General features: G+C 38.8%; 24 protein-coding genes. 13 read left to right on the top strand and 11 right to left on the bottom strand.

The window, feature by feature from the left end:
• Positions 1–121 precede the first annotated feature (121 nt).
• The 8 genes from BK009_RS02420 (at position 122) to BK009_RS02385 (ending at position 7,342) form a co-directional block, all read left to right on the top strand.
• Positions 122–844, top strand: a complete 723-nt coding sequence (locus BK009_RS02420) for a type 1 glutamine amidotransferase (protein ID WP_100908917.1) — start codon at positions 122–124, stop codon at positions 842–844.
• 291 nt (positions 845–1,135) lie between these two features.
• The gene (gene pyrG, locus BK009_RS02415; protein ID WP_100908916.1) at positions 1,136–2,749 is read left to right on the top strand and encodes a glutamine hydrolyzing CTP synthase; all 1,614 of its coding nucleotides are present in this window, start codon (positions 1,136–1,138) and stop codon (positions 2,747–2,749) included.
• Between the two features lie 26 nt (positions 2,750–2,775).
• A complete protein-coding gene (locus BK009_RS02410) occupies positions 2,776–3,939 on the top strand; it encodes an A24 family peptidase C-terminal domain-containing protein (RefSeq protein ID WP_100907687.1) in 1,164 nt (387 codons plus the stop codon).
• Positions 3,940–4,150: 211 nt separating this feature from the next.
• Positions 4,151–4,582 (top strand): class III signal peptide-containing protein, encoded by a 432-nt coding sequence (locus BK009_RS02405; protein WP_100906490.1) that lies wholly within the window; start codon positions 4,151–4,153, stop codon positions 4,580–4,582.
• Positions 4,583–4,598: 16 nt separating this feature from the next.
• A complete protein-coding gene (locus BK009_RS02400) occupies positions 4,599–5,510 on the top strand; it encodes a DUF2101 family protein (protein WP_100908915.1) in 912 nt (303 codons plus the stop codon).
• A gap of 143 nt (positions 5,511–5,653) precedes the next feature.
• Entirely contained in the window at positions 5,654–6,415 is a 762-nt protein-coding gene (locus BK009_RS02395) for a phosphopantothenate/pantothenate synthetase (RefSeq protein ID WP_100908914.1), read from the top strand.
• Complete coding sequence (locus tag BK009_RS02390) at positions 6,412–6,972, top strand: AAA family ATPase (protein ID WP_100908913.1); 561 nt, start codon at positions 6,412–6,414, stop codon at positions 6,970–6,972. Before BK009_RS02395 ends, BK009_RS02390 begins: the two co-directional genes overlap by 4 nt.
• A complete protein-coding gene (locus BK009_RS02385) occupies positions 6,962–7,342 on the top strand; it encodes an RNA-binding domain-containing protein (RefSeq protein WP_100908912.1) in 381 nt (126 codons plus the stop codon). The genes BK009_RS02390 and BK009_RS02385 overlap by 11 nt, the downstream gene beginning before the upstream one ends.
• A 131-nt stretch (positions 7,343–7,473) precedes the next feature.
• Here the strand turns inward: BK009_RS02385 and BK009_RS02380 are convergent, their stop codons facing one another.
• The 7 genes from BK009_RS02380 to BK009_RS02350 form a co-directional block, all read right to left on the bottom strand.
• Positions 7,474–8,154, bottom strand: a complete 681-nt coding sequence (locus BK009_RS02380) for a diphthine--ammonia ligase (RefSeq protein ID WP_100906495.1) — start codon at positions 8,152–8,154, stop codon at positions 7,474–7,476.
• Positions 8,155–8,349: 195 nt separating this feature from the next.
• Positions 8,350–9,156, bottom strand: coding sequence for a hypothetical protein (locus tag BK009_RS02375; protein ID WP_100908911.1), 807 nt, complete (start codon positions 9,154–9,156; stop codon positions 8,350–8,352).
• Positions 9,157–9,222: 66 nt separating this feature from the next.
• Positions 9,223–9,651, bottom strand: coding sequence for a PepSY domain-containing protein (locus BK009_RS02370; RefSeq protein WP_100908910.1), 429 nt, complete (start codon positions 9,649–9,651; stop codon positions 9,223–9,225).
• 38 nt (positions 9,652–9,689) lie between these two features.
• A complete protein-coding gene (locus BK009_RS02365; RefSeq protein WP_232728108.1) occupies positions 9,690–10,115 on the bottom strand; it encodes a hypothetical protein in 426 nt (141 codons plus the stop codon).
• A gap of 72 nt (positions 10,116–10,187) precedes the next feature.
• Positions 10,188–11,309, bottom strand: a complete 1,122-nt coding sequence (locus BK009_RS02360) for a hypothetical protein (protein ID WP_236951013.1) — start codon at positions 11,307–11,309, stop codon at positions 10,188–10,190.
• Positions 11,297–13,429: a hypothetical protein gene (locus tag BK009_RS02355; protein WP_100908909.1), complete on the bottom strand. Its 2,133-nt coding sequence runs from the start codon at positions 13,427–13,429 to the stop codon at positions 11,297–11,299. The genes BK009_RS02360 and BK009_RS02355 overlap by 13 nt, the downstream gene beginning before the upstream one ends.
• A 5-nt stretch (positions 13,430–13,434) precedes the next feature.
• Positions 13,435–14,367: a hypothetical protein gene (locus BK009_RS02350; protein WP_100908908.1), complete on the bottom strand. Its 933-nt coding sequence runs from the start codon at positions 14,365–14,367 to the stop codon at positions 13,435–13,437.
• A gap of 180 nt (positions 14,368–14,547) precedes the next feature.
• Between BK009_RS02350 and BK009_RS02345 the strand changes: the two genes are divergently transcribed.
• The 4 genes from BK009_RS02345 to BK009_RS02330 all read left to right on the top strand — a co-directional run bounded on the left by BK009_RS02345 (position 14,548) and on the right by BK009_RS02330 (position 16,862).
• Positions 14,548–14,964 carry a class III signal peptide-containing protein gene (locus tag BK009_RS02345; protein WP_100908907.1) on the top strand — a complete coding sequence of 139 codons (417 nt, stop codon included), beginning with the start codon at positions 14,548–14,550 and terminating at the stop codon, positions 14,962–14,964.
• 59 nt (positions 14,965–15,023) lie between these two features.
• Positions 15,024–15,245, top strand: coding sequence for a hypothetical protein (locus tag BK009_RS02340; protein WP_100908906.1), 222 nt, complete (start codon positions 15,024–15,026; stop codon positions 15,243–15,245).
• Positions 15,246–15,412: 167 nt separating this feature from the next.
• Entirely contained in the window at positions 15,413–16,441 is a 1,029-nt protein-coding gene (locus BK009_RS02335; RefSeq protein WP_100906503.1) for a M42 family metallopeptidase, read from the top strand.
• A 208-nt stretch (positions 16,442–16,649) separates the two neighbouring features.
• Entirely contained in the window at positions 16,650–16,862 is a 213-nt protein-coding gene (locus BK009_RS02330) for a hypothetical protein (protein ID WP_100906504.1), read from the top strand.
• 155 nt (positions 16,863–17,017) lie between these two features.
• Here BK009_RS02330 and BK009_RS02325 read toward each other — a convergent pair whose 3' ends face one another.
• The 4 genes from BK009_RS02325 to BK009_RS02310 form a co-directional block, all read right to left on the bottom strand.
• Positions 17,018–17,728, bottom strand: a complete 711-nt coding sequence (locus BK009_RS02325; protein WP_100906505.1) for an ATPase domain-containing protein — start codon at positions 17,726–17,728, stop codon at positions 17,018–17,020.
• 58 nt (positions 17,729–17,786) lie between these two features.
• Positions 17,787–19,064, bottom strand: coding sequence for a methanogen output domain 1-containing protein (locus BK009_RS02320; protein ID WP_100908905.1), 1,278 nt, complete (start codon positions 19,062–19,064; stop codon positions 17,787–17,789).
• Between the two features lie 148 nt (positions 19,065–19,212).
• Positions 19,213–21,072, bottom strand: a complete 1,860-nt coding sequence (gene uvrC / locus BK009_RS02315) for an excinuclease ABC subunit UvrC (protein ID WP_100908904.1) — start codon at positions 21,070–21,072, stop codon at positions 19,213–19,215.
• A 114-nt stretch (positions 21,073–21,186) separates the two neighbouring features.
• Complete coding sequence (locus BK009_RS02310; protein WP_100907683.1) at positions 21,187–21,984, bottom strand: DUF169 domain-containing protein; 798 nt, start codon at positions 21,982–21,984, stop codon at positions 21,187–21,189.
• Between the two features lie 225 nt (positions 21,985–22,209).
• Here BK009_RS02310 and uvrB point away from each other — a divergent pair, with 225 nt between their 5' ends.
• Complete coding sequence (uvrB, locus tag BK009_RS02305; RefSeq protein ID WP_100908903.1) at positions 22,210–24,165, top strand: excinuclease ABC subunit UvrB; 1,956 nt, start codon at positions 22,210–22,212, stop codon at positions 24,163–24,165.
• The last annotated feature ends 204 nt before the right edge of the window (positions 24,166–24,369 follow it).

Here is a 24,369-nt window from a genome sequence, read left to right as displayed (position 1 = left end):
TTATTGAATTCAATAAAATATATTGAGACCATATGAAATATCCAAAAATACGACTTATTAAAAAATAAATATTCTAAAAATTTAAAAACAAATAATTTAAATAAAATCTGGGAATTTGAACATGGACCTGAAAATATATCATATGTACCCTGATCTTTTGAATCTCTACGGAGATCTGGGTAATGTAACCTGCCTAGCCCAGCGATGCCAATGGAGGAATATCAATGTTGAGGTGGTGGGGTTCAGTATGAATCACGAAGTACCCCTGGCCGATGGTGATCTGTTTTTCATTGGAGGCGGCTCAGATAGGGGGCAGAACATTGTTTACTCTCACCTTTTAAAGTACACCCGTGAAATGGGAGATTTGATTGAAGATGGTGCCCCAGTTCTGGCCATATGTGGGGGTTACCAGCTTTTAGGTGAAAAATACATTGATGCTGAGGGAAATGATGTTCCGGGTCTGGGAATATTTGATTACCAAACCCGTAGTGAAGAAGGACGGTTAATTGGAAATATAATCATTAAAAACACTTTAGGACTTTCCCCAGAGACCATGGTGGGGTTTGAAAATCATGGCGGTCGGACCTACCATGACCACCAAGTCCTGGGAAAAGTGGTAGTAGGTCATGGTAATAATGGCAAAGACCATAAGGAAGGCATGGTTTACCAGAACTGCATAGGGACCTATCTGCATGGCCCATTACTACCTAAAAATCCCCACTTGGCTGATCATCTTATTTTAAAGGCTATGGAACGGAAATATGGCTTAAATAAGTTACCCTGCCTTGAAGATGGTCCAGAATACAATGCCCATGAAAAAGTTCTAAAATTATATTCCCCATGAGTTATGTATGGGAATCCTCTGATTTATCAGGAGATCCTTTTTATAGGGTAACCCACTGATTTATCCCGAGATCAAATGTCCCTTTCGGAAATCTATTTTAATGATATTTACATATAGATAGATGTTCCTATTGGACTTTCATTAATGATGATTATCCATGTAATAATTCCATGGAACAGAATATTAGGTCTATTATGAACATTAAATTTGTATTAATAGAGATATTTGATGCTTCATATGTAATTTATAATGTTATAACCGTTAATAATATGTTAAAATCTTTTTAAGGAGATGGTTTATCTGTCTAAATATATTGTGGTCACTGGTGGTGTGGTAAGTTCAATTGGAAAAGGAATAACAGCAGCTTCTATTGGTAGAATTTTAAGGTCGTATGGTGTGGATGTAACCGCCATTAAGATTGATCCCTACCTTAACTGGGACTCGGGTACATTAAACCCCTATCAACACGGTGAGGTCTTCGTGACTGAGGATGGTATGGAAACCGATCTGGATCTAGGACATTACGAACGTTTCCTAGATGTTAACCTCTCCGGAAAGTCCAATATCACCACCGGTAAGGTTTACTCCTCGGTGATTAACCATGAACGTAAAGGAGATTATCTGGGTTCATGTGTGCAGATCATACCCCATATAACCAACAAGATCAAGGACATGGTCCGTAAAATAGCCCAAGAAAGCCAGGCCGAAGTGGTGCTGGTGGAAGTGGGAGGAACAGTGGGGGATATTGAAAGCCAACCCTTCCTGGAGGCCTTGAGGCAACTTAGAAATGAGGAAGGTCATGATAATGTGATGTTCGTCCATGTGACCTACGTACCATACTTACGGGCTGCTGGTGAGTTTAAAACTAAACCAACCCAACACAGTACCAAGGAGCTCAGGAGCACCGGTATCATACCAGATATGATAATCTGCCGTTCAGAGTTATCCATTGATCAACCCCTCAAAAATAAAATAGCCCATTTCTGTGACGTGGAACGAGAAGCAGTCATAAACACTCCGGATGTGGGGTCCATTTACGAGGTTCCATTGATCATTAACCGGGAAAACGTTGGAGAATACATTATTAACCGGATAAAAATAGATGCATGTGAACAGGACCTGACTGAATGGGAAAAGGTGGTTGAATCCCTTAAACAGGAAGATTACCAGGTTAGTGTGGGGATCATTGGTAAATACGTGGAACTGGAAGATGCCTATATGAGCATCAGGGAATCTTTAAAACACGCCGCTGCTAATTTAGGAATTAAAGTGAATATTGAATGGATCCAGGCTGAAAATATCATTGATGAAGAGAAGGTAAGCCATCTGGACTCCATTCTAATACCAGGGGGTTTTGGTGAAAGGGGAATTTCTGGTAAACTGGATGCAGTGCGTTATTCCCTGCAAAATAAGGTTCCTCTTTTTGGAATCTGTCTTGGGATGCAGTGCATGGTCATTGAATTCGCCCGTCTGGAGGGTTTTGAAGGAGCACACAGTACTGAATTTGACACCGAAACTACATACCCAGTTATTGATTTAATGGAAGAACAGAAAAAGATCAAGAACATGGGCGGAACCATGAGATTGGGATCATACCCCTGCAAACTAAAGGATGGAACTATGGCCCATGAGGCATACGGTGAGGAGGAAGTCAGCGAACGTCACCGTCACCGCTACGAATTAAACAATGATTACCGTGATGTTCTCAGGGAAAAAGGATTGATTATTTCTGGAACATCACCTGATGACTTTCTGGTGGAAATGATAGAACTAAAGGATCATCCCTGGTTTTTAGGGTGTCAGTTCCACCCTGAATTCAAATCAAGACCCAACAAAGCCCACCCTATTTTCGTATCATTTTTAAGGGCTGCACTGGAAAATCATAAACATAAATCAGGGAACTAAAAAGGGCCCAGACTCGAGGATATTAAATGATCATTGACATCCCCTTAATCACCGTCATCATAGCCATAGTAGCCTGTATTTATGCCAGTTACTCGGACCTTAAAAGAGGAATCATACCCAACAAACTCACATTTCCCCTAATAGCTATCGGAATTGCTTTAAACGGCATTTATGCCTTTATGATTGGGGAATTTTTGTTTATCCTGGTTTGTGTGGTGGTTACAGGAGTGATATTTGGTCTGGGTTACCTGTTCTGGAAGATGGGCGCCTGGGCTGGTGGTGATGTGAAACTATTCACTGCCCTAGCTGCACTCATACCCTTCAACCCCCTCCTAATATCCTATCAACTATTTCAAGTGCCCTTCCCGGTTGGAGGAATTTACCCCTTCCCCTTAACCTTGATCATTAACAGTATTCTCTCTATTCTTCCCTTCTTACTGATATACGTCTTCTATGTAGTGGCCAAGCACAAACCACAGCTCATGGGTGAGTTAACCTCCCCTGTGATGGATTACAAGAAGAATATTGTCCTGACCCTGGTGATCACATCAGCAGTTAATATAACCCTGTTCATTACCCAACAGCTGCGTCTGCAGATAATAATAATTTCCCTAATTTTGATCTATCTTCTGTCCCTGCTTATATCCAAACTTCCCAATAGGGTTAAGGCAGTGGTGGTATCACTGGTCACTGTTGCTGCTCTTTTCTATAACTTTCAAGTTACTATCATCAGCGTTGTGGTTTTGTTCATCTCCATTATTATCCTGGAAGTTGTGCGGAAACTTTTAACTTCAGTGAGCAGGGAAGCATTGCAGGATGATATTCCCTTAAATAAACTCAGTGAAGGTATGATACCTGCGTATAATATATACCAGCAGGATGATGATGAGATCTATGTGGATGATAAAAGTTTCACAGATAAGCTAAAGAAATCATTTAAAACCAGGGACCCCAGCATGCTCACCACCACCCCTGGTAAACGTCTGGTTGGAACTCTGGCTGCTGGATTGACCAACGAAGACATAGACCTCCTGAAAAAATTACATAACAAGGGTAAGATTCCCTGTGAATTCCGTGTGAAAAAGGGAGTTCCATTCGCTCCTTCCATTTTAATCGGACTGATCATATCCCTTTTCATTGGAGATTTAGCTTACATACTGCAGAAAATCCTAATATGGGTAATGTATTAAATAGCATGATATAACATAAGTGACATCAACGAGTCTGAGGGATATCATTTTCAATTACAATTGCATTATTCACTGAATTGATTAAACAGACCGTGATTATTTACCAAACAATCACACAAATATTTATATGAATCATAGGTGAATAGTTTATATTAATAATCATAGTTTATATTAATAATCATAGTTTATATTAATAACCATAGTGATTAAAATGGAAAACAAAGGACAGGCATCTGCAGAGTATTTACTACTCATAGTTGTGATTATAATTATAATGGCTGCCGTAACCATACCCCTAGTAAGTAATTCTGTAAATTCTACTATGGATGTTTCTAGAGCATCAGATACTAAAAACGCTATACAAAGCATAGCTAATGCCGTAAATCTAGTTTATGCTAACGGACCCGGGGCAAAAAGAACAATTGACATTTACATGCCACAAGATATGAATTTGACATATGATAACAACACCAGAACTATTAATCAACTATTGGAGCTTTCTTCACAAAATAAAACCGTAAGTGCCAATGTAGATTATGGTGTTACATTTACAAATCCTAATCCCATCAAAGGATGGCATCAGACACAAATCGAATGGCCTTTACAAAACAAAACATCCATCCAAGTAGTTTTTTTAACCTAAACCTTGAGGCCCCATCATGTTCCGTAAATTAGGAGAGATCATACTACAATTTTTTTCATTTGTGGGGGCATTAATATTAGCAATTCCCAAAATCCCCCAAAGGCTTCGTGAAATTAAAATTGGGCGTGCAAAAGAAAAAATATCTGAGGAAAATCTAAAAGAACATGTTTCTAAGGTTAGAAATAACTTGGGGATTGATAAAAATTCAAACCCATCTACTGATAAACAACCGGAATTAAAATCCGTGGAAACACTTCCTGATGATAATCATCACCCCCCTCATAAAACAAATTCCACTAAATCTGATCCAGATATCATACTAATTTCCACCCCATTCACATCCAAAGAAAAAGAAGACACTATATTTCGTCTTCAGTTATTGTCTGCAGGATTCCTGATTTTATCAGTGCTTTTCTTGTTTAATTTCTTTTCCATTATCATTTATGCGATTTTAGGAATTTTAGTAGGAGGATATATAATTTATCTCCTTTATAACCGAGTTAAAGTCATGTACGGCTCTGAATTCCCTGCTTATCGGGATTTTTTCTTGATGTACCTGGCCGTGGGCATTATTCTAGTTCTTGTGGGCACCAACACCAACCTGATCATGGCATTTTCATTCAGTTTCTTCCCATCTCTCACCATCTTAATATTTGCAGTTGTAGCCGTTGCAGTGGTTTATCTTATTTTCAGGATACGTTACCATCGTGATTTCACCTACGGAGTTGTAATTGAAACCGGAGAGAAAATGGCCTACGTTAAGGTGGAGTACGATATTCGTTCTAATGTCAAACCAGACATATACGTAGTGGAAAATGGTTATGGTGCAGTAGATGGTGACACCGTGAAATTAAAGACTGAACAAAAGCTTTTCAGTAACAGTGGGAACAAACCGATAAGTGTGATGGAAACTGTTCACAAAATCTAGTCATTTTTTTTTTAGATTTCTGGATTTTTTTAGATGGATTATTTACACATCTACCCTATTAAATCCATTATTAGTAGTTAATTTTTGACTGTTAAAAAAATAAATAGGGATACTGAAAAGAAGAATATGATGGAGTATTAAATATGAATGACATTTCACCAACCCACCCCCGTTATCATTCCCTTCTTTTAAGGGATAAAATGGCCCAAGCTTACCAGGAAGGAATCCTGGCTGACACAGCACTAATCGCCCATGGAAGAGGAGAAGCATTTGATTACATTTTAGGTGAAAAAACAAATCCCCCTGCAAATAAAGCTATTGAAGCTGCAACTGCAGCACTTTTACTGGCAAAAAACCCGGTTTTATCAGTAAATGGGAACACTGCAGTTCTAGCAGGAGAGGATATGGTGAATTTGGCCAATTTAATACAGGCAAAGGTGGAGATCAACCTATTCTACCGTACCCCACAGCGGGTGATGAAAGTTCAAGAAGTGCTGGAAAGTGCCGGTGCCACTGAGGTTTTGGGCAAGGAAGATGATGACTACCTGCCCCTGGAGGGATTGAAGGGACCACGTTCACGAGCTCATCCAAATGGTGTGCACCAGGCCGATGTGGTTCTGGTTCCGCTGGAAGATGGGGACCGGGCAGAGGCACTGGTTGCACTGGACAAGAAGGTAATAACCATTGATCTCAACCCTTTATCCAGGACTGCTCAAAAATCATCAATAACCATTGTGGATAACCTGGTCAGGGCCCTGCCACTAATGATGGCTGAAGTAAAGAAGCTCAAAGGATGTTACAGGGAGGATCTGGAGAAGATTGTTAATGAATTTGACAATGCTGAAAATATCCACAATACTCTGGACCTTATATCACAACATTTTAAGAGAGATGAAAGATTATGAAAGTAATTGGAGTTACTGGAATGCCAGGATCAGGTAAAAGTGTGGTTTCCAGAGTTGCAGATAGTTTAGGGATGAAAGTGGTGCGGATGGGTGATGTTATCCGCAACGAAGCTCAGAAAAGAAATGAACCCTCAGGGAAAGTGGCAGTGGAGTTACGTCAGGAATACGGGAAATTTGTAATAGCAGATCGATGCGTGGAGACCATTAAAAACTCTTCAACTCCAAAATCTTCCCATAAATCCACTGATCAGAAATCCCAGTTATTCCTTATTGAAGGTATTCGCAGCCCATGGGAAGTGCAAATTTTCAAAAGGAATTTCCCCAATTTCAAGGTCATAGCCATACACTCTTCACCAAAAACCCGGTATATTCGGCTTAAAAAAAGAATGCGGTCTGATGACTCTGCAGAAATTAAAGAAGCAAAGAAAAGGGATCAAAGAGAACTGAAATTTGGTATTGGAGAAGTAATTGCCAGTGCTGATTATATGGTGGTTAATGAAGGGGCTAAAGGTAAACTGAAAAACACAGTGCGAGGTATTCTTAAAAATGAAATGTAAAATAATTGTTAGAGCTCCCGTCAATCCAACAGAGGATCTGGATAAAATTATAGAAGCATTATCCAATATTTTCGACTACGATGATATTATAATATCTGAAGAGAGTGTCACTGTTACCGGGAATGTTTCCTGTCTTTTACCACTGAAAGAGTTCCTGGAAAAAAGACAGATCAGAGATACTGCCCGGAAGATGATTCTCAAAGGATGGAATGAGAAATCCGAAACCATTAACATAAAGTTAAGCAAACAGGCCGCATTTGCAGGACTTGTTAATCTGGTGGATGATGATCTGTCCCCACTGGGAGAAATAGAGGTTGAAATCCACACCGAAGATGTGGAAGAGTTCGTAGACTGGTTATGTGCCCATTAAATAAGGGAAATCAAGTCCCTCTTTCCAATTTTTATTTTCTAAATTTTTCCAAATGTTTAACGTTCTAAAATAAGTGGTAAAAATAGTGTTAACCTATTTAAAACCGGGCTTGATATCACTAATAAACTAATCTATTTATCAACTAATTCAGCATCCTTAATTACAAGATGTCCACTGTCCCTATTCCAGATTTTTTCAGAATCCAGGATATTCAGTCTTTTTTTGAATATGGGACCATCTAGTACCAGTGTTTCAGCCTCTCCACCTTCAAATGCCATGTGCAGGCCGTATTTTTCATTCAGAACCTTTAGTTCTTCCAGTAAATCTTCATCTATTACTCTTCCCAACCAGGATTCATCCAGGCCTTCGGCAGATACACTGGTGATTATAACCTCAAATCCCAGGTTAACAACCTCCTGCATATACTCAAGTGGGTCTCGATGCCAAAGGGGTGCTATGGATTCCAATCCTATCTCTTTACATAGGCCATCAATACGTGATTTCTGATACTCAGAATGTATTGCACCGGTAAATATTGCTTCAACACCCTTATTTTTAAGGTTTAACATGGCGCGTTTGAGATCCTCCAATTCTTTCTCCTTTTCACCAGGAGTTTCAGCCTGGATCAGGGGTAACTCCATGGCCTGGGAGAGTAACTGGGTGAGGTGAATGTTGGGAACATGGAACATGTAGGAATGTGGATTTTCAGAGTGCATGGAAAGGAGATACTCCACCTTCCAACCATCTTCCATGGCCTTATAAGCGGCCAGGGTGCTGTCTTTACCACCTGAGAAAAGTACTGCTGCTTTCATAATCATCTCCATCCTAATACTTATTTTAAGAACATTATTAATTGACTTATCGAGGGATTATTGTCTATTCAAATTGATTATTTATCTTTAATTCATGATACCATGATATAGGCTAAATTAGAAATATTAACTTATAGATAAACATAGAATACAAATAAACTAAAGAAATAGAATAGGATTAACCATTATACATGATTAATCATCCTTTTTTTTACGAATTCCTTTCTTAAAGCCTTTTAAACCACTAATAATGGTGTCGATGAACATTCCCACCAACCCTACAATCACACCCAAAAATCCACAGAACAGTATAATATTGTTCTTATTAGGTAGGGTGTTTTTAAGGGTTTGAATTTCTTTTTCCACTGGTCCACTGATGTCAGTTACCACCACTTCTCCCTGTGGTAGTTGTTTGACTACTTCATCTACTTTAGATGCATCTACCATCAATTTAACCTGTACTATGCTGAATTTGATGTCAATACCACTTACCAGCACCATCCAGCTTTTAAGTTTCTTGATGACGTCTGTGGGGTCGCTTCCAGGTTTGACTTGTACAATAATTGTATCATCAGAAATTACCTTACCTGATGTGATATTGGTGTTGGCAGTGGTTATACGCGACTCCAAACTACTCCTCCAGACACTGTTTATACCAGTGGTCTTAACGGTGATTTCTCCACTTTCAACACTTTGAACTCCAGGGATTTTGCGAACCGTGTCTATTGCCTGGTTAACGTTGCTGTCAGTGGAAATGTTTAGGGTAATGACTTCAGCCTGATCACTGGTGGTCATGTACAGGGCACGGGCCATGTCCGGGAGATCATCATATACTGGGGCTATAAAAAAGGCACCACCAATCAAACCGACCACAAATCCCAACCCAATCACAAATAAAAAATTCTTTTTGCCAATAAGGGGGGTGAGGAGTGCTGTGGAAAATACAAACGCCATGAGCAGGAAAAAGAGTACGATCATTATGATTACAAATAGTGTTTCCATGTTTTTCATCTCGGTTGTCTGTAGGGTCAATACGAAAGAGGGATTATTTAATTCAGTTACAACTTATTAAGTAGTTTTGACTATTTTCCCTGTATTCACATCAACGTAAACTGTTTTTGAGGGCTGACCAAATTTGGAAATTGGAACCATCCATACAACAACAGTTGTCTGGTTAACTACTATTGTCCCCTGAAATGGTTCTGAAGCCTTATATCCTGGGTTTTGGTTTACAGCAATGTTTTTAGCCTGATCTGCATTTATAAAGAAAGTATTGTTTGTACTATTAACAGCAGATGAATTTTCAGAATTATTAGTTACAACAGGAGTTTGAGTGACTGGTATGGATGTATCGGGAGGTATATAATTCTCATTAGTACTTGTTACATTCGCTTTGGGTTGAAAAGGATTATAAGCATATATCACCAGTATAAAAACTACAACCCCAACTACAATCAGTGCCTTTTTTTCCCAGCCATCGCCTAGATCTATGTCCATAGTTTACCCTTGATAATATTTTTAATGCTGTTTAATGGTTAAGAAAAAACTATATTGCCATCTTGATTTTTGATGTTTATTATTTTATCGGTTGTAGTGCTAGTTGTGGTAGTGAATGTTGCGAGATTTTTAGGAATTACTTTAATGCTCACTTTATTATCATTATAAATCATGTCTACGGATTGAGTAGTGCTATTTATTATTATTACAGATGCAGGATTAGTTACATTTGCGGGTATCGTGAAGTTTACAGAATAACCACTTCCAGCTACATTAACGGCATTTATAGCTCCGGCCATTTTTTCGCCAAGAGCTCTTGCTTTGCCCAATTCCCCAGTTTGTGTCTGATTCATTTCACTATTGATTAGAGTAAGGATTCCCCCAATAACAATTAAAAAAATGAATGTTATGAATAGTAATTCTGCACTTGCTTGTCCTTTCTTGTCAAGACCCAATTTTTTCACCATATTTGAATTATTTATTAGACTTAATGTTTCGGAATCTGAAACTCATGAATAAATGATATCTTTTATTATTTAGGGGTAATCATTGCTATAAGAATCTTTAAGACCAAAAAGTGTTTTGTAATTTGAAGATAGATAAAAAATTGATCCAGTAGGATCACGGAATGGCCTTGCATTACTACCTGTTCCTAAAATTATGTTGGTCCCACTAACTGGAGGACTCTTATAATAATCAACATCTATTTTAGATATTGTAGCACCTTTATATACATCACTTAAAGGGTCACCTATAACAAAGGTACTTAAACGGGACCCAGCAGGCTCACCATTAATTTTTCCACCCTGCAATCTTTCAAAGAAGTTTAGGCCATTTGGATTTGGGAAATAATAGGACATGGGAGCATAATTTTCAGGATTATCAGTTCCATTTAAACAATACTGTAAATTTTGAATCGAAAGATCATTTATAACAACACTGTCATTAAAGTGATAATCTACCATTCCTAAATAATTTGACTCTTCAAAATAGGGATATTGATATATAGCATTCCTAGTTCTAAATTTACTTTTTATCCAAATATAAGGATCTTCTAAACCCTGAATTGGAGCATAACCCCTAATTTCAGGTAAAGTCCCCTCAAAAACCTGACCACTTTGTACCACTTTTATTGGTACTCCTGCTCTTACCACAACATAAAAACCATATGGATCTGTATTACCATAACCATCAACTTGTTCAACGGTTATATCATCAGTTGTGAAAGTGGTGTTGAAGGTCTGGTTGGTGCTGTTGGCAGGAATAAGAACATTGTTAATATAAATATCTCTTCCAGTTTCAATAGACAGTTTTCTGCATGCATCAATGACATGGGCATTTAGTTGATTAGTTGCTATGTTACGAATTGTTTCTTTACTATTCGGAAGAAAATTCTGACGATCGATTGTTTCACGAGTAGCCATATAAGCCGCATAACGTCCTGAATCACCAGCACCAGCACTAATAGAAGAGTAAATAGATGAAACAGTACCCCCAGTCACATCACTACCAATAGTAATAGTAGAATACTGATTGATCTCGTTAACAATATCTCCGAAGGCCACTGCAAAGATAATTACTGGTATGAGTAGTAAAAATGCCATTGGAGTTATAGTGTAACCTTTTTCATCCATTTTATCAATTCCTATTGTTTCCATAATTCTAATCTTACTGGAACCGAGTTTGGGGTATTACCTGTGTATAAAGCAGATGTATATATTGGAATAGTAGAAGGGATGGGATTGTTATTATGGGACCGCTTATACGTGTCATTAAGTTGCAATATCGCATTTTGTATAGCTATTTCTGGGTTTGGTCCCATTGTAGCTGACCATTCATTCTGAATCTGGGGATTGATTACCACAATCCTGGTACCTGAAAATATTGATGCAACTCCATAGTCTCCATATCCATAATTATCATCACCAGATTCCCATGCATATCTTGGTCCGGTGATGGTGACTCTTAAATTATAAGTTCCGGGTACTAGTGTGTAATTGGTAGCCGTGGAATTGGAGGTGGTGATTCTATTGAATTTTTTCTCTGCATCGATGGATGCTAAATCCAGTGAAAATGTTGAAGGTCCATTATATAATTCCTGGCTTGTGCCAGCATAGGTCACCCTGACATTTCTAGTATTGAGTCCCGTACCTAAAAATAACATAGCCTTCTGACTGTCACTAGTAATTGTAAAGGTTTGGTCCTGTGTTTCAGTGTTTCCACTTGCTTGATGGCTATTGAATGGATAAGTATCCCATTTCACCTTGAAATCACTGGTGGAAAGCACAGTAAAACAATCCTGTAGCCCAACAAGGTCGTAATCATTGGAAGGAACATCATCCCATGCAGTGATTCGCACCTTGTTACTAGCGCCCTGTCTTAATTCATTACCAATATAAATAATTCCCGGAAGATTTCCGTAACCATCACCCCTATCCGTGTAATCATTACCATCCAAATCAAAGGAATTGAATACAGTTCGCCAAGTACTGGAATCACTACTCCATACTTCTACCAAAGTTTTATCAGTAGCCCCCCAGCTATTTACCACCACATAAGCATCCAAAATGTTCGAAGTGGAAGGTACAGAAAAAGTTTGCTCTACACAAACTGCGGATCCTCGGTTATTTCCAGGAATATCAGTTATAACAAAAGGTATACCATCAGAGTAGGTATGATCATGACCCTTCATATCCGCCCAACTGATCATTCTCAGGGTATTTAAGTTGGAGACCTGGCCGGTTGCAAGGTCATATATTCTACCATAACCAGTTCCATTTCCCAAGTCCACTTCTCTATTTACCGCTAACCCTGCAGCGTTTGGGAAGAAAAGCCTATCTGTGGTTACGTTAATGGGGACAGTTATATTTGTTGTGTAAGTAGCTAAAATGGAGAACCACGGCATATTATAATTGAAATTATCATTAGTCAGGAATCTGACATAGAAATTATTGTTTCCAGGATTTAATGAAGAAATAGGTATGATCCCCTGGTAATTGAACATTCTCTCCGATGAGTCAACTCTTCGATTGAGGAATGTAAACTGATCCGGATTGGTGACTATGGCTGGATTACTGTTAACAACGGTGTTAGTTCCAAAAGCTTGTTGAGTGGTACCTGTTGTTCTTCTTGTGCTGGCAGAACCTTGTATGAAACTGGCATTCAATAAAGTAGCACCGCTGGGTATTGGAAATGTGATACTAGAAGCACTGCTTCCACCACCCCAATATAGATTGGTCCTCAAACCAGTTCCACTCCAAGTAGGGAAGTTAGTTAACCAGTTATGGAACATCCAAGCAGTGGTGGTAAGGTTGATCTGTTGATTAGTGAATTCAACTGGCTCAGATTTATACCATGCCCGACCCCACCATCCTTCCTCTGGTCCGGAAATAACCCGCACCCTAGTCACAACATCAGTACTATAGGTCGGCGTTCCGGGTACTCCTTTGTTGTCTGCAGAGACAACTGTTCCAGGATTCATTGTTATTTTATAGCCAATCCCACTGGGTATCAATGTTTGCAAGGATTCGTTTAAGAAATCTGCAGAATCGGAATTAGCAGTTGTTGAGTTGTTCACAGCCATTATAGAAGCATATCTAAGGGTTCCATCCTGTTCCATAGTCTGAAGTGCACTGTCAGCCATTGCCTCCAAGTGCTGGTGATCCTGACCCATGTACATAGGGAGCATAGTATAACTTACCACAGTTACTGTAAATACTATAACCACCACTAAAGCCAGTGCCGCATCCGCAGTGAATATGTAACCTTTTTCATCCATAAAAATCACTTCGTCCAGACATATAAATTGAACATTGCTCGGATCCTTTGAGGGCCATAGGGATTAATTAAACCAATTGGAGTTCCCTTTGGAACTTGAAGTACATAAACATCAGCAGTGTCCCCTGGAGAACCTGGAAGCCTCGTTGAAACCTTATTTGACTGTAAATCAGTCCCGTTTTTTAAATTTTGAGTTACAGGATCAATATATCGCACTAAAGGAGGATCCGAAGGAAAATCACTTGTTGGAACAACTCGATTGACTCCAGAAACATCATTAACCTCAACCCATCCCGTACTCACCAAATTTGAATTATCAACATAAACATAATAATCATAAATATCAAGATAAGCCCTATTAGTCGGGAAATATTTGGTAAGAGTTGGTGGTTGTCGGGTAAGCCTGACCTTTTTAAATTCTGCTACAATATCAAATGCAGACACTAATACTAGTCTTTCTACCTTCACCACATCAGAAGCATTATTGAAATTAGCATTGGTACTACCAGAGTTGGTCATATTAACAATGGTATTGCCATTTGGTACTCCTGTAATTGTTAATAAAAATCCATATTGGCTCCCAAGAATATTATGAATTGCTAATGAATTCAAAGCACCAACTTTTTGGGGTGTTAAAACATATTCTGATGTTAAATGATTATTATAATCGTATTTTGCCAATCCCACAACTTTCAGAGAAGAAGGATTAGTTTCCCAATCATAAGGATCACCAGAAGTTTTAAGTAAAGTATTCGCAGTGTCCGCTGCCACTCGTTCGTTTGAACTACGATAAAGGGTATCCTGGGTTTCATACATGATATTACCCATATTTGCAGTAACCAACCCCAACATGAGGGTAATTGGTATTAGAGCTAGTAACAAATCAAGAGATAATGCATACCCTTTAGAGTCACCTTTAATAATTTTCAGCGTGTCCATCCCCAGATTATTGAATTCACCATATAATCTTTATATTAATTCTTAATTATTAATACATATGAGTTTATTTATATATATCTTTGGAATTATTATTTTATAGGTTTAAATATTAATGTTAAGATATATAAAAGAGACATCACATATTAAAATTAATAATTTGTCATATAAAAAGAAGGAAAAATGGTTGATATGGATAATAAGGGGCAAATATCAGTAGAAGTAATCTTATTTGTAGCCATAGTATTATTTATTGTCCTTGCAGTTGGATATTACATTAGTGATCAAAGCGAACAAAACAACATTGCAACTGCAACCCGGCTAGGAGCAGAAAACGCCACCACTTCAATGGGAATCACAAATCCTGGAATGATGCCTGTAAGGGTAGATGCAGTCCAAATGAATGGAGATCAGAACATAACTTTAATCATAAACCTTTCATACTCTTCAACCCAAATCAAAAACACCACCTTGAATGGTGTTTATATTGCCCTTACTTCACAGGGGTATTCCCCTCAAAAAGGCATTGGACTCAATAATTACATCCAAAATTTAACCATGAATACTTCCAGACATAATTATACTATCCAAGTTGCATAGTCAAAAACAAAATAATAAATTGATAACATATTGAACTTAAACGCAATAAAGAGGATAAAATGGAAGAAGAAATTAAAATCAGCAAAGCCACAAACTCCAAACCTAAAAAGAAGAAAAATATTAATAGATGGGGCATATATATCAGTTTATGTTTCATTGTAATAGGTTTGGTGTGGTATGGTGTGAATTTAGGAGTCATACCCCTTAGCTTCCTTCAGGAACAGGCAGGCCCTATCGTTCTGATTATAATAGGAATATTGATCCTGGTTAAATCATTTTAACCATATCATTTATTTATTTAAGTTAAGGAAATAGAATTCTAAAGTGAAATATGACTCTGTATAATTAAGGAATTTAATAAGTAATAACTTTATTCTGAATTAGAGGAATATATGCTCCGAATTTATCTTTATTTATACATTTTATTCTGAATTGAGAGGTTATAAATATGAAACAGATACTTGAAAAACTATCCAATGCTTACGGTGTATCCGGATTTGAAGATGATGTTCGAAACCTGATGATGGAAGAACTAAAGGGACATGTGGATGACTTAGACGTGGACAATATGGGCAACCTCATCGCCACTAAAAAAGGGAAACCAGATGGGAAAAAAGTAATGCTAGCAGCCCACATGGATGAGATAGGCCTTATTGTAAGGTACATCGATAAGGAAGGGTTCATAAAGTTCTCCAAGCTGGGTGGAATCAACGATCAGATGCTCCTCAACCAGGAAGTTTACATTCACAGTAATGGTGAGAAAATACTGGGTGTTATTGGAAGTAAACCCCCTCACCGGATGAAAGCAGCGGAAAAAAAGAAACCAGTGCAATACGAGAACATGTTCATTGATATCGGAGCTTCCGATAAGGAAGATGCCGAGGAAATGGTGAATGTAGGAGATCCCATCACCATTAAACAGAAATTTGCAGAACTTAAAAATGATCTGGTAATGGGTAATGCCATGGACAACAGGGTGGGCTGTGCCATCCTTCTGGAAGTTATGAAACGGGCCCGTAGCGATGCCACCATCTATGGGGTGGGAACTGTTCAGGAGGAAGTTGGCCTCAAGGGAGCAAGAACTGCCGCCTACCGTATCAATCCGGACATGGCCCTAGCTCTGGATGTCACTATCTCTGGAGATCATCCTGGTATGAAGGAAGAAGACGCTCCAGCCAAGGCCGGTGAAGGACCATGCATAATACTAACTGATGCCAGTGGACGGGGAATCATTACCCACCCTCAGGTTAAGGAACTCCTGATCCAGGTTGCTGATGAAGAGGAAATACCTTACCAATTGGAAGTTAGTGAAGGAGGAACCACTGACGCTACAGCTATCCACCTTACCAGAGAAGGTATTCCTACCGGGGTGATATCACCCCCATCACGATACATTCATACACCAGTGAGCGTTGTAAATATTAATGATGTGGAAAATGCCGTTAAACTAATATTAGCCGTACTTAATAGGCTTTAAACCCATTTAAATTTTTTTTAATGAATTTTAAATGATAAACCGAATTCCAATGTACATGTAGGAACTTTTCCATTTTAACTTTCAATATTTTAATGATTAACTCATCAAAACTAATAGATTATAAAAATCTAAAAAATAGGAATATATCTATTAATAAAAATTTAAAAAAAACTAAAGAAATAGGGCACATTTTTTAGGAGGAACATCTATGAACAAGCCAATAGTGTTAATAATAATTATTCTATTGATAATAGGTGCGATAGCTGTTAACAAGATAATAAATCAATCTGAAGCAGATAATACACAAATAACTCCTGAAAACACAGAAGTAATAGTAAGTAACCCAGTTCAAGACAATTCCAATAACACATCTAATAGTGATGGTCCAGAAAAACTGAAAACCTATGTTTCACAAAGATAGGGTGAAATTGTAGCGGAATAGATTTTACATGCCTATCGCACTTGAATTTAATAATAGTTTTTTCTTTTTTAAATAAATCTTTTCTAAAATAAAATATGGGGAGTTCAATAACTCATGATGGTATTATCATCAAATTTCATAATACAATTTGTAAGTTATTCTTTACTCTCCACTCCAGAAATAATATCTATCCCATTATTATTTATTTCATAGGTCATGAACTGGGTGGGTGTTTTGGTACTTCTCATTTTAACCACATCCATCACTCTCTCCCTACGGCCAGTATATGGATTTTCACGTTTCATGAGGCTTATGGCCCCGTAAACAGAGAAGAGTGCAATTTCATTGAATTCTTTAGATGTGGCACTGTCCAGAATGATGAGGGCAGTTATGTTACGCTCCTTTAATTCATAAACCAGTAAATCAAAGCGATCACGGAATTCATAGGGGGTGAGTTTAGCAGTGAAACTACCTATATTATCAAGTATCACTGTTTCCGTATCTTCTGGCAGATCTCTAAGGAATTTAGAAAAATTCCCTTTCATGGCCCCGACATCAATGCTGATCTCGGCTTCGGTTACCCTGGCTCTGACACCAGCTAGTTCAATGAATTGGAGAAGGCCACTGTCGGTGAATGATTTAATATCCCAGTTGAATGTTTCTCCCTGGGTGAAAAGATCCTTTGAATCCTCTTCAGTAGTTATGTAGACAGTTTTTAGGTTCTGCTGGCAGCTGGTTATGGCAAATTGTAAACCAAATATGGTTTTACCTGAACCCGCATCACCGGTTATTAGTACTGTTTTCCCTCGGGGAAGTCCGCCTGTAAACTGGTCTATTCCATTGATTCCTGTTTTGATTCGTTCCAAGATTAAACCCCCAAACTAGTATGGTATCATTATTTGCACACATAATTGTTAATGTTATTTAATCATGTTCCCATGATATAATAAATTCAAAGGAGCATCCTTTATCTCCATCCAGTAGGCATTGGCTTTGTTCTACATGTCCCTTCAGGGAGGTCCAGGTAAAACTGCGTATAACAATGGCCCTGCATATTAAACAGAATATGGGACTTATATCACCTTCAGCTGCCCAGGGACAGCTTCCGAAGTTTAAATAACTTTTATTCTTATGGACATCGATTTCAGTATCAATACCCAGATTGGACATGAATTCACTAACCCATGACAAGTAACAGCGGAATAATATCATTTTTTCATCATAATTAGTAATTCCAGAATTACTTTGACATTTTTCCATTTCTTCCATGAAAAGGGGTTTTATATTTTTCTCAAACCGATCAGCGAAGCTACGGGCAATGTTATTCCTTACCTGTGGCGGGATGTTAGATGCAAACACCGGCAGGGCGCTGACCATGAAACTGGAAAGTTCTCCCCTGGCTTTATCCTTCAACAATTCTTCTCTTTCTTTGGCTTCCTTTCTACGTTGGGTCACGTCACGAAATACCAGGGCCACCCCAATTATACCCCCATTTTCATCTTTAATAGGAGCACTACTATCGTCAATAGGTATTTTTTCCCCATCTTTATTGATCAAAAGTACCGTGGAGGGTAAATCAATAATAGCATCATTTTCAACCACTTTAACCACTGGATCTTCAAGTGGTGTTCCAGTTTCCTCATGAATGATATTAAATATTTTACTTAATGGCTGGCCAATAGCAGCATCATGATCCCAACCAGTTATCTCACTAGCCACCGGATTCATGAATTTTAGTTTCCCATTTTTATCAGTGGCAATTACTGCATCCCCAATACTTTCCAGGGTGGTGGATAACCATTTTTCGCTTTCTTTAAGTTTACTTTCCATTTGATGTTTGTAGAGAGCTACTTCCACTGCACTGTGTAGTTCCCGATCCTCAAAGGGCTTAATAATGTAACCAAATGGTTCAGTGATTTTAGCCCGTTTAAGGGTTCTTTCATCAGAATAAGCAGTTAAATAAACTACTGGTATGTCATAGGAATCTCGTATCTTTTGTGCTGCCTCAATACCATCCATTTCTCCCTTGAGAACAATATCCATCAGCACCAGATCCGGTCGGGTGCCAGCAACATGTTCCAGGGCTTCTTCACCAGAGGGTGTTATGGCAGTGACTTCATAACCCAGACCTTCAGCCCGATGTTTAATATCCATGGCTACTATACTTTCGTCTTCTACAATCAGAATTTTCACTTCAGACATGCCATTCCCCATTCTTCAAATCAGTGGTAATCAATATTAAAATATTATCAACATTATCTCTACCCTTATCTTTTTATTTGAACCTTATAAGATTTATGATTAGTTATACCAGATAATCTTAATAACCAATTTATAATCAAATTAATAGTCAATCTTTGATTGGACGAAAGAATCCATGAATTTTAATAGCTAAATTTCTATTTATACCCTTAACTTCGAATATTTCATCGACAGTAGCATTTTTAATGGTTTCCAAATCACCAAAATGTCTCATGAGGTTCATTTTACGTTTGGGTCCAATGCCGGGAATTTCATCCAGGGGAGAACTCTGGAGATCACGGTTTCTGAGATTCTTATGGTATTTCACAGCAAAACGATGGGCTTCATCACGGACCCATTGCAGAATATGTAAAGCAGGGGAGGTAGATGGCAAAATAAGTGGAATGGCTACTTCAGGTATGAAAACCTGTTCAAACTCTTTAGCTAAACCTATAACTCCTGTTTTTATACCTAATGAATTTAAAACATCTGTGGCCACATTTAGCTGGCCTCTGCCACCATCAACCACCACCAGATCAGGGGGTGTTTCCCCTTTATCCACTAATTTTTCATACCTTCTCCGGAGTACTTCCTGCATCATAGCATAGTCATCAGGTCCTGGAGTTTCAAGTTTATACTTCCGATAATTTTTTTTTGATGGTTTACCATCTTCAAAAACAACCATGGATGCAACTGCATTCTTACCAGCAAGGTTGGATATGTCAAATGCCTCAATCCGCCGGGGGATCCTTGGTATTTTTAGGTATGTTTTCAGATCGAGTAGGGCTCCCCTGGCTTGTTTATGATGATTTAAAATTATACTGGAATTTTTGGTCACCATTTGCACCAGCCGGTACTCTAATCCCTCTTCAGGCACTCTTATCTCTACTACTGGAGGATTACCGTTATCATATTCACCAATGATAACATCCTTCTCGTCACCATCCCCATAATCTTCATCAGAATAATCCCCATAATTTTTATCAGAATAGATTTTATCGGATAACCACTTCTCAATAAGTTGGCGATCTTCAATCATGACTGGTAGAAGAATTTCTGCAGGTACCTGGCGAGGCCCAGAATAGTATTGCTTTATAAAGGCGGTTAAAATCTCTGGAGGTGAGTTTTCCTGGGCTCCCTCCATTAAAAAATCATCTTTGCCCATGATTTTACCATTTCTTACTCTGAAAACCACCACTACCACTACTTCCCCATCATTGGATGTGGCAATAACATCCTGGTCCAGATTGCGGTTGAATTCCATCTTTTGTTTTTCCATCACCTCTCCCAGGGAAAACAACTGGTCCCTGATGACCACTGCTTTCTCATAATCATGATTCTGGGCAGCCTGTTCCATCTCTTTCTGTAGGAGGTCCATGACCTCTTTTTGCCTGCCTTCCAGGAATAATTTAACCTTTTCCACATTTTCATGGTATTCTTCCCTGGTGACCTGGCCACTGCAGGGTGCAGGGCATAGATCGATCTGGTAGTTCAGGCAGGGACCATCCATACGTTTACAATCCCTGAGCTGGAATACTGGTTTTAGGAGTTTCAGCAAATTCCTTACTGAGGTAACATCAGTGAATGGGCCGTAGTAATGAGAACCATCATCCCGGACATTTCGTGTGATCAAAAGACGAGGGTAATCATCAGAAGTTATCTGAAGATAGGGGTAGCGTTTATCATCCTTAAGACGTATGTTGTAACGTGGTAAATGTTTTTTTATAAGGTTAGATTCTAAAATTAAGGCTTCTTTTTCAGTATCCGTAACCAGGTAATCCAGATGATGGAAGTGGCGCATTAAAACCCTGGTTTTGGGATCTTCCAGGTCTTCTTTGAAGTAGCTTTTAACACGTTTTTTAAGAGATTTAGCCTTTCCCACATACAAAATTTCATCCTGAACATCTTTCAGGAGGTACACACCTGGTTTTTCAGGTAAATCATTGGGGTTGCTAATTGTGGATCGCAAAATTAATCCTCTATAAAATAAATTAACATCATTTGGAAATCTTAACTCTATTTAATCCAGTTTTAACTATAATTAATCCAGTTTTAACTATAATTAATCCAGTTTTAACTATAATTAATCCAGTTTTAAGTCATTTTGGGAGGGGTATGCAACTTCCGGCCGTTTAACTGCAAAGGATTTTTCCAGATCATGGCACATATCCATAGCTATATCCAATGGAATTCCCAGGGCCATGTAATCTGTGGGGAACCAGGAATTACCAGTAGGATCAACCGGACCGATGAAAGCAGCGTTTTCAGGAGTGTTTTGAGCCATATGGGCCGGATAGGTTATCATGGTTGCACAGGCTGGTCCGAAAGGTGCTATTATTGATTGGAATGGATTTTCTGTTCTGAAGTGAATTAAGCTGCACAGGTTACGTATTTGCTGAGCATTTCCCAAACATAGTACTGATCTAAAATCACTACCCTCAGTGTAAAGTTCCTCCTCTGGAAAATCATCACATGATCTTACCACCAAGTATTTCCCAGGTGGAGTTATTTCACCTATTGATTCCTTAAATTTATCAAATATCTCTGGGCTGGCCTTTAAATACTCAGCATCTCCTTCCCTGAAATTTTCATGTCCAGTGGATACAAAGTACCGGATGTAAGGGGAGATTTTCTTAGCGAATCCCAGCCAAGTTATACCACCCATACACACCCCTTTAAGGCAATCCTGCCCCATGTAAAGAGGGGGAATATTTTTATCAGTGGTGGCTAGGAACATGGCTTTAGCAGCACAGGGATCAATGGAAACCATTGGCACCGCATCTTCAGGTATGCTGTTTTGACCATAAACACATAACGGTATGGTTTCAAGCATTCCTGCCCTTTTTAAGGATTCACCTATTTCTTTTATGGTTATTGACATAATCCATCCCTCAAAAATTAATTTACTTAATTATTATTATGAAAATGAATTGAATCACCCCATCTATAAATGTGAGGGGATCACGAACGGTTCGTAGATCAGTGACTTATATATACATTGTTTGGAATAGGATAATATAATAAAGTATAGTAAACTGATATAACCTATTTTTAGATTTGACAATGACCTAATTAATATTTTGTTTTTGAATGAGAGGATTGATAAATGAGCAAATTTGAACTTATATCAAATTATAAGGCATTAGGCGACCAGCCCAAGGCCATCAAATCTTTGTCCGATGGAATAAATAGGGGAATGAATCATCAAACCCTTCTAGGAGTTACTGGTTCTGGTAAAACTTTCACCATGGCCAAAGTAATACAAGAAGTCCAGAAACCAACTCTGGTGATATCCCATAATAAAACACTGGCTGCCCAACTCTACGAGGAATTCAAAGAACTGTTTCCCAACAACGCCGTTGAGTACTTCGTCAGCTACTATGATTACTACCAGCCTGAAGCTTACGTGCCCCAGAGCGATACGTACATCGACAAAGAGGCCTCCATCAATGAAGAAATTGATATGATGAGGCACAGCACCACCCAATCACTTCTCAGTAGAGAAGATGTTATTGTGGTGTCCAGTGTATCCTGCATTTATGGTATTGGTGCACCAGAAGACTATGGTAACCTGGTGCTTCAATTGGAAAGGGGACAGCAAATAGAAAGGGAGGAAATACTCTCCAAACTGGTTGAAATGCAGTACGAAAGGAATGATATTGATTTCAGCCGGGGAAAATTCAGGGTAAGGGGAGATGTGGTGGAGATCTTCCCGGCCCAGGGAAAAACCGCAATCCGGATAGAGCTATTCGGTGACGAAGTGGATGGACTGTCCTTCATTGACCATGTGAGAGGTCAGGTGAATCGGCAGATGGACAGAATCGTAGTATTCCCAGCTAAACACTTCGTAACATCACCTGAAAAAATGGATAAAGCTTTGAAAGCTATTGAAGAGGAATTAGAGGATAGATTGCGCGTTTTAGGGGCTGAAAATAAATTAGTGGAAGCACAGCGCCTGGAACAGCGCACCCGATTCGACCTGGAAATGTTAAAGGAAATGGGATACTGCCAGGGGATTGAAAACTACAGCATGCATATCTCCGGACGCCAGTGGGGAGAAACCCCCTACAGCTTACTGCGTTATTTTCCTGATGAGTATTTAACCGTTATCGACGAATCCCACGTTACTGTGCCTCAGATCAGGGGAATGTACGCTGGTGACCGAGCACGTAAGGATGTTCTGGTAGATTACGGCTTCCGTTTACCATCTGCTCGTGAAAACCGGCCCTTGAATTTTGAAGAGTTCCAAAGTCTCCAGAACCAGGTGATCTATGTCTCAGCCACCCCTGCCCAGTACGAGTTAAACCTGTCTGAGCAGGTTGTGGAACAGATTATCAGACCCACCGGTCTGGTGGATCCGGAAATAATGTTACACCCGGTGCAGGGCCAGGTAGACCACCTTTTAGGACAGATCCATGAAAAAACTGGAAAAAATCAACGAGTTCTGGTTACCACCCTAACCAAACGAATGGCTGAAGATCTCACTGACTACTATGCCCGGGCAGGAGTCAAGGTACGCTACCTTCACTCTGAGATCAGCACCCTGGAACGGATCGATATCATCGATGACCTGCGCCGGGGGGAATTTGACTGCCTGGTGGGAGTGAACCTACTCCGGGAGGGTTTAGACCTTCCAGAAGTAGGCCTGGTGGGTATTCTAGATGCAGATAAGGAAGGATTCCTCCGCTCACAACCAGCACTGATTCAAACCATTGGCCGGGCTGCGCGTAACGTGGAAGGTCAGGTGGTTATTTACGCCGATAAAATTACTGATTCAGTCCGTAATGCAGTTGATATAACCCACCACAGGCGAGAATTACAATTAAAGTATAATAAGGATCATGGAATCACTCCCCGAAGTACGGAAAGGACATTAAAAGAGAAACCCCAAGAAAAAGACGTTATCCTGAGGGATGATGTGGAGAATATGCCTAAAGATGAACTGCACCTTCTTATAAAAGATCTGAAAGAGGAAATGAAAAAAGCAGCCAAACGTCTGGACTTTGAAGAAGCAGCCAAAATCAGGGATAAAATATTAATATTGGAAGGAGTTAAGAGCTGATTAACGTGTTCCAAGAATTAATAAATAAAAAATGAATTGTTATTTAATTAAAATTACTTAAAATGAATTTAAACTAATAATTGATAACTTAAAATAAGTTTAACTAATAAATGGTACTTAAAATAAATTTAAACCAATAATTGAGTTTAAATGAATTATAATCAATCAATCGATACTTAAAAATAAATTTCAAACTAAAACAGT

Source organism: Methanobacterium subterraneum, from assembly GCF_002813695.1.
Taxonomy (GTDB): Archaea; Methanobacteriota; Methanobacteria; order Methanobacteriales; family Methanobacteriaceae; genus Methanobacterium; species Methanobacterium subterraneum.
Note: the sequence above shows the minus strand (reverse complement) of the source record. Positions and strands in the feature narration are given on the sequence as shown.

Excerpts from the sequence above, each read along its gene's own strand:
- BK009_RS02420 (WP_100908917.1), top strand. The coding sequence starts at position 122 with ATGGACCTGAAAATATATCATATGTACCCTGATCTTTTGAATCTCTAC.
- pyrG (WP_100908916.1), top strand. The coding sequence starts at position 1,136 with ATGGTTTATCTGTCTAAATATATTGTGGTCACTGGTGGTGTGGTAAGT.
- BK009_RS02410 (WP_100907687.1), top strand. The coding sequence starts at position 2,776 with ATGATCATTGACATCCCCTTAATCACCGTCATCATAGCCATAGTAGCC.
- BK009_RS02405 (WP_100906490.1), top strand. The coding sequence starts at position 4,151 with ATGGAAAACAAAGGACAGGCATCTGCAGAGTATTTACTACTCATAGTT.
- BK009_RS02400 (WP_100908915.1), top strand. The coding sequence starts at position 4,599 with ATGTTCCGTAAATTAGGAGAGATCATACTACAATTTTTTTCATTTGTG.
- BK009_RS02395 (WP_100908914.1), top strand. The coding sequence starts at position 5,654 with ATGAATGACATTTCACCAACCCACCCCCGTTATCATTCCCTTCTTTTA.
- BK009_RS02390 (WP_100908913.1), top strand. The coding sequence starts at position 6,412 with ATGAAAGTAATTGGAGTTACTGGAATGCCAGGATCAGGTAAAAGTGTG.
- BK009_RS02385 (WP_100908912.1), top strand. The coding sequence starts at position 6,962 with ATGAAATGTAAAATAATTGTTAGAGCTCCCGTCAATCCAACAGAGGAT.
- BK009_RS02380 (WP_100906495.1), bottom strand. The coding sequence starts at position 8,154 with ATGAAAGCAGCAGTACTTTTCTCAGGTGGTAAAGACAGCACCCTGGCC.
- BK009_RS02375 (WP_100908911.1), bottom strand. The coding sequence starts at position 9,156 with ATGGAAACACTATTTGTAATCATAATGATCGTACTCTTTTTCCTGCTC.
- BK009_RS02370 (WP_100908910.1), bottom strand. The coding sequence starts at position 9,651 with ATGGACATAGATCTAGGCGATGGCTGGGAAAAAAAGGCACTGATTGTA.
- BK009_RS02360 (WP_236951013.1), bottom strand. The coding sequence starts at position 11,309 with ATGGAAACAATAGGAATTGATAAAATGGATGAAAAAGGTTACACTATA.
- BK009_RS02355 (WP_100908909.1), bottom strand. The coding sequence starts at position 13,429 with ATGGATGAAAAAGGTTACATATTCACTGCGGATGCGGCACTGGCTTTA.
- BK009_RS02350 (WP_100908908.1), bottom strand. The coding sequence starts at position 14,367 with ATGGACACGCTGAAAATTATTAAAGGTGACTCTAAAGGGTATGCATTA.
- BK009_RS02345 (WP_100908907.1), top strand. The coding sequence starts at position 14,548 with ATGGTTGATATGGATAATAAGGGGCAAATATCAGTAGAAGTAATCTTA.
- BK009_RS02340 (WP_100908906.1), top strand. The coding sequence starts at position 15,024 with ATGGAAGAAGAAATTAAAATCAGCAAAGCCACAAACTCCAAACCTAAA.
- BK009_RS02335 (WP_100906503.1), top strand. The coding sequence starts at position 15,413 with ATGAAACAGATACTTGAAAAACTATCCAATGCTTACGGTGTATCCGGA.
- BK009_RS02330 (WP_100906504.1), top strand. The coding sequence starts at position 16,650 with ATGAACAAGCCAATAGTGTTAATAATAATTATTCTATTGATAATAGGT.
- BK009_RS02320 (WP_100908905.1), bottom strand. The coding sequence starts at position 19,064 with ATGTCTGAAGTGAAAATTCTGATTGTAGAAGACGAAAGTATAGTAGCC.
- BK009_RS02310 (WP_100907683.1), bottom strand. The coding sequence starts at position 21,984 with ATGTCAATAACCATAAAAGAAATAGGTGAATCCTTAAAAAGGGCAGGA.
- uvrB (WP_100908903.1), top strand. The coding sequence starts at position 22,210 with ATGAGCAAATTTGAACTTATATCAAATTATAAGGCATTAGGCGACCAG.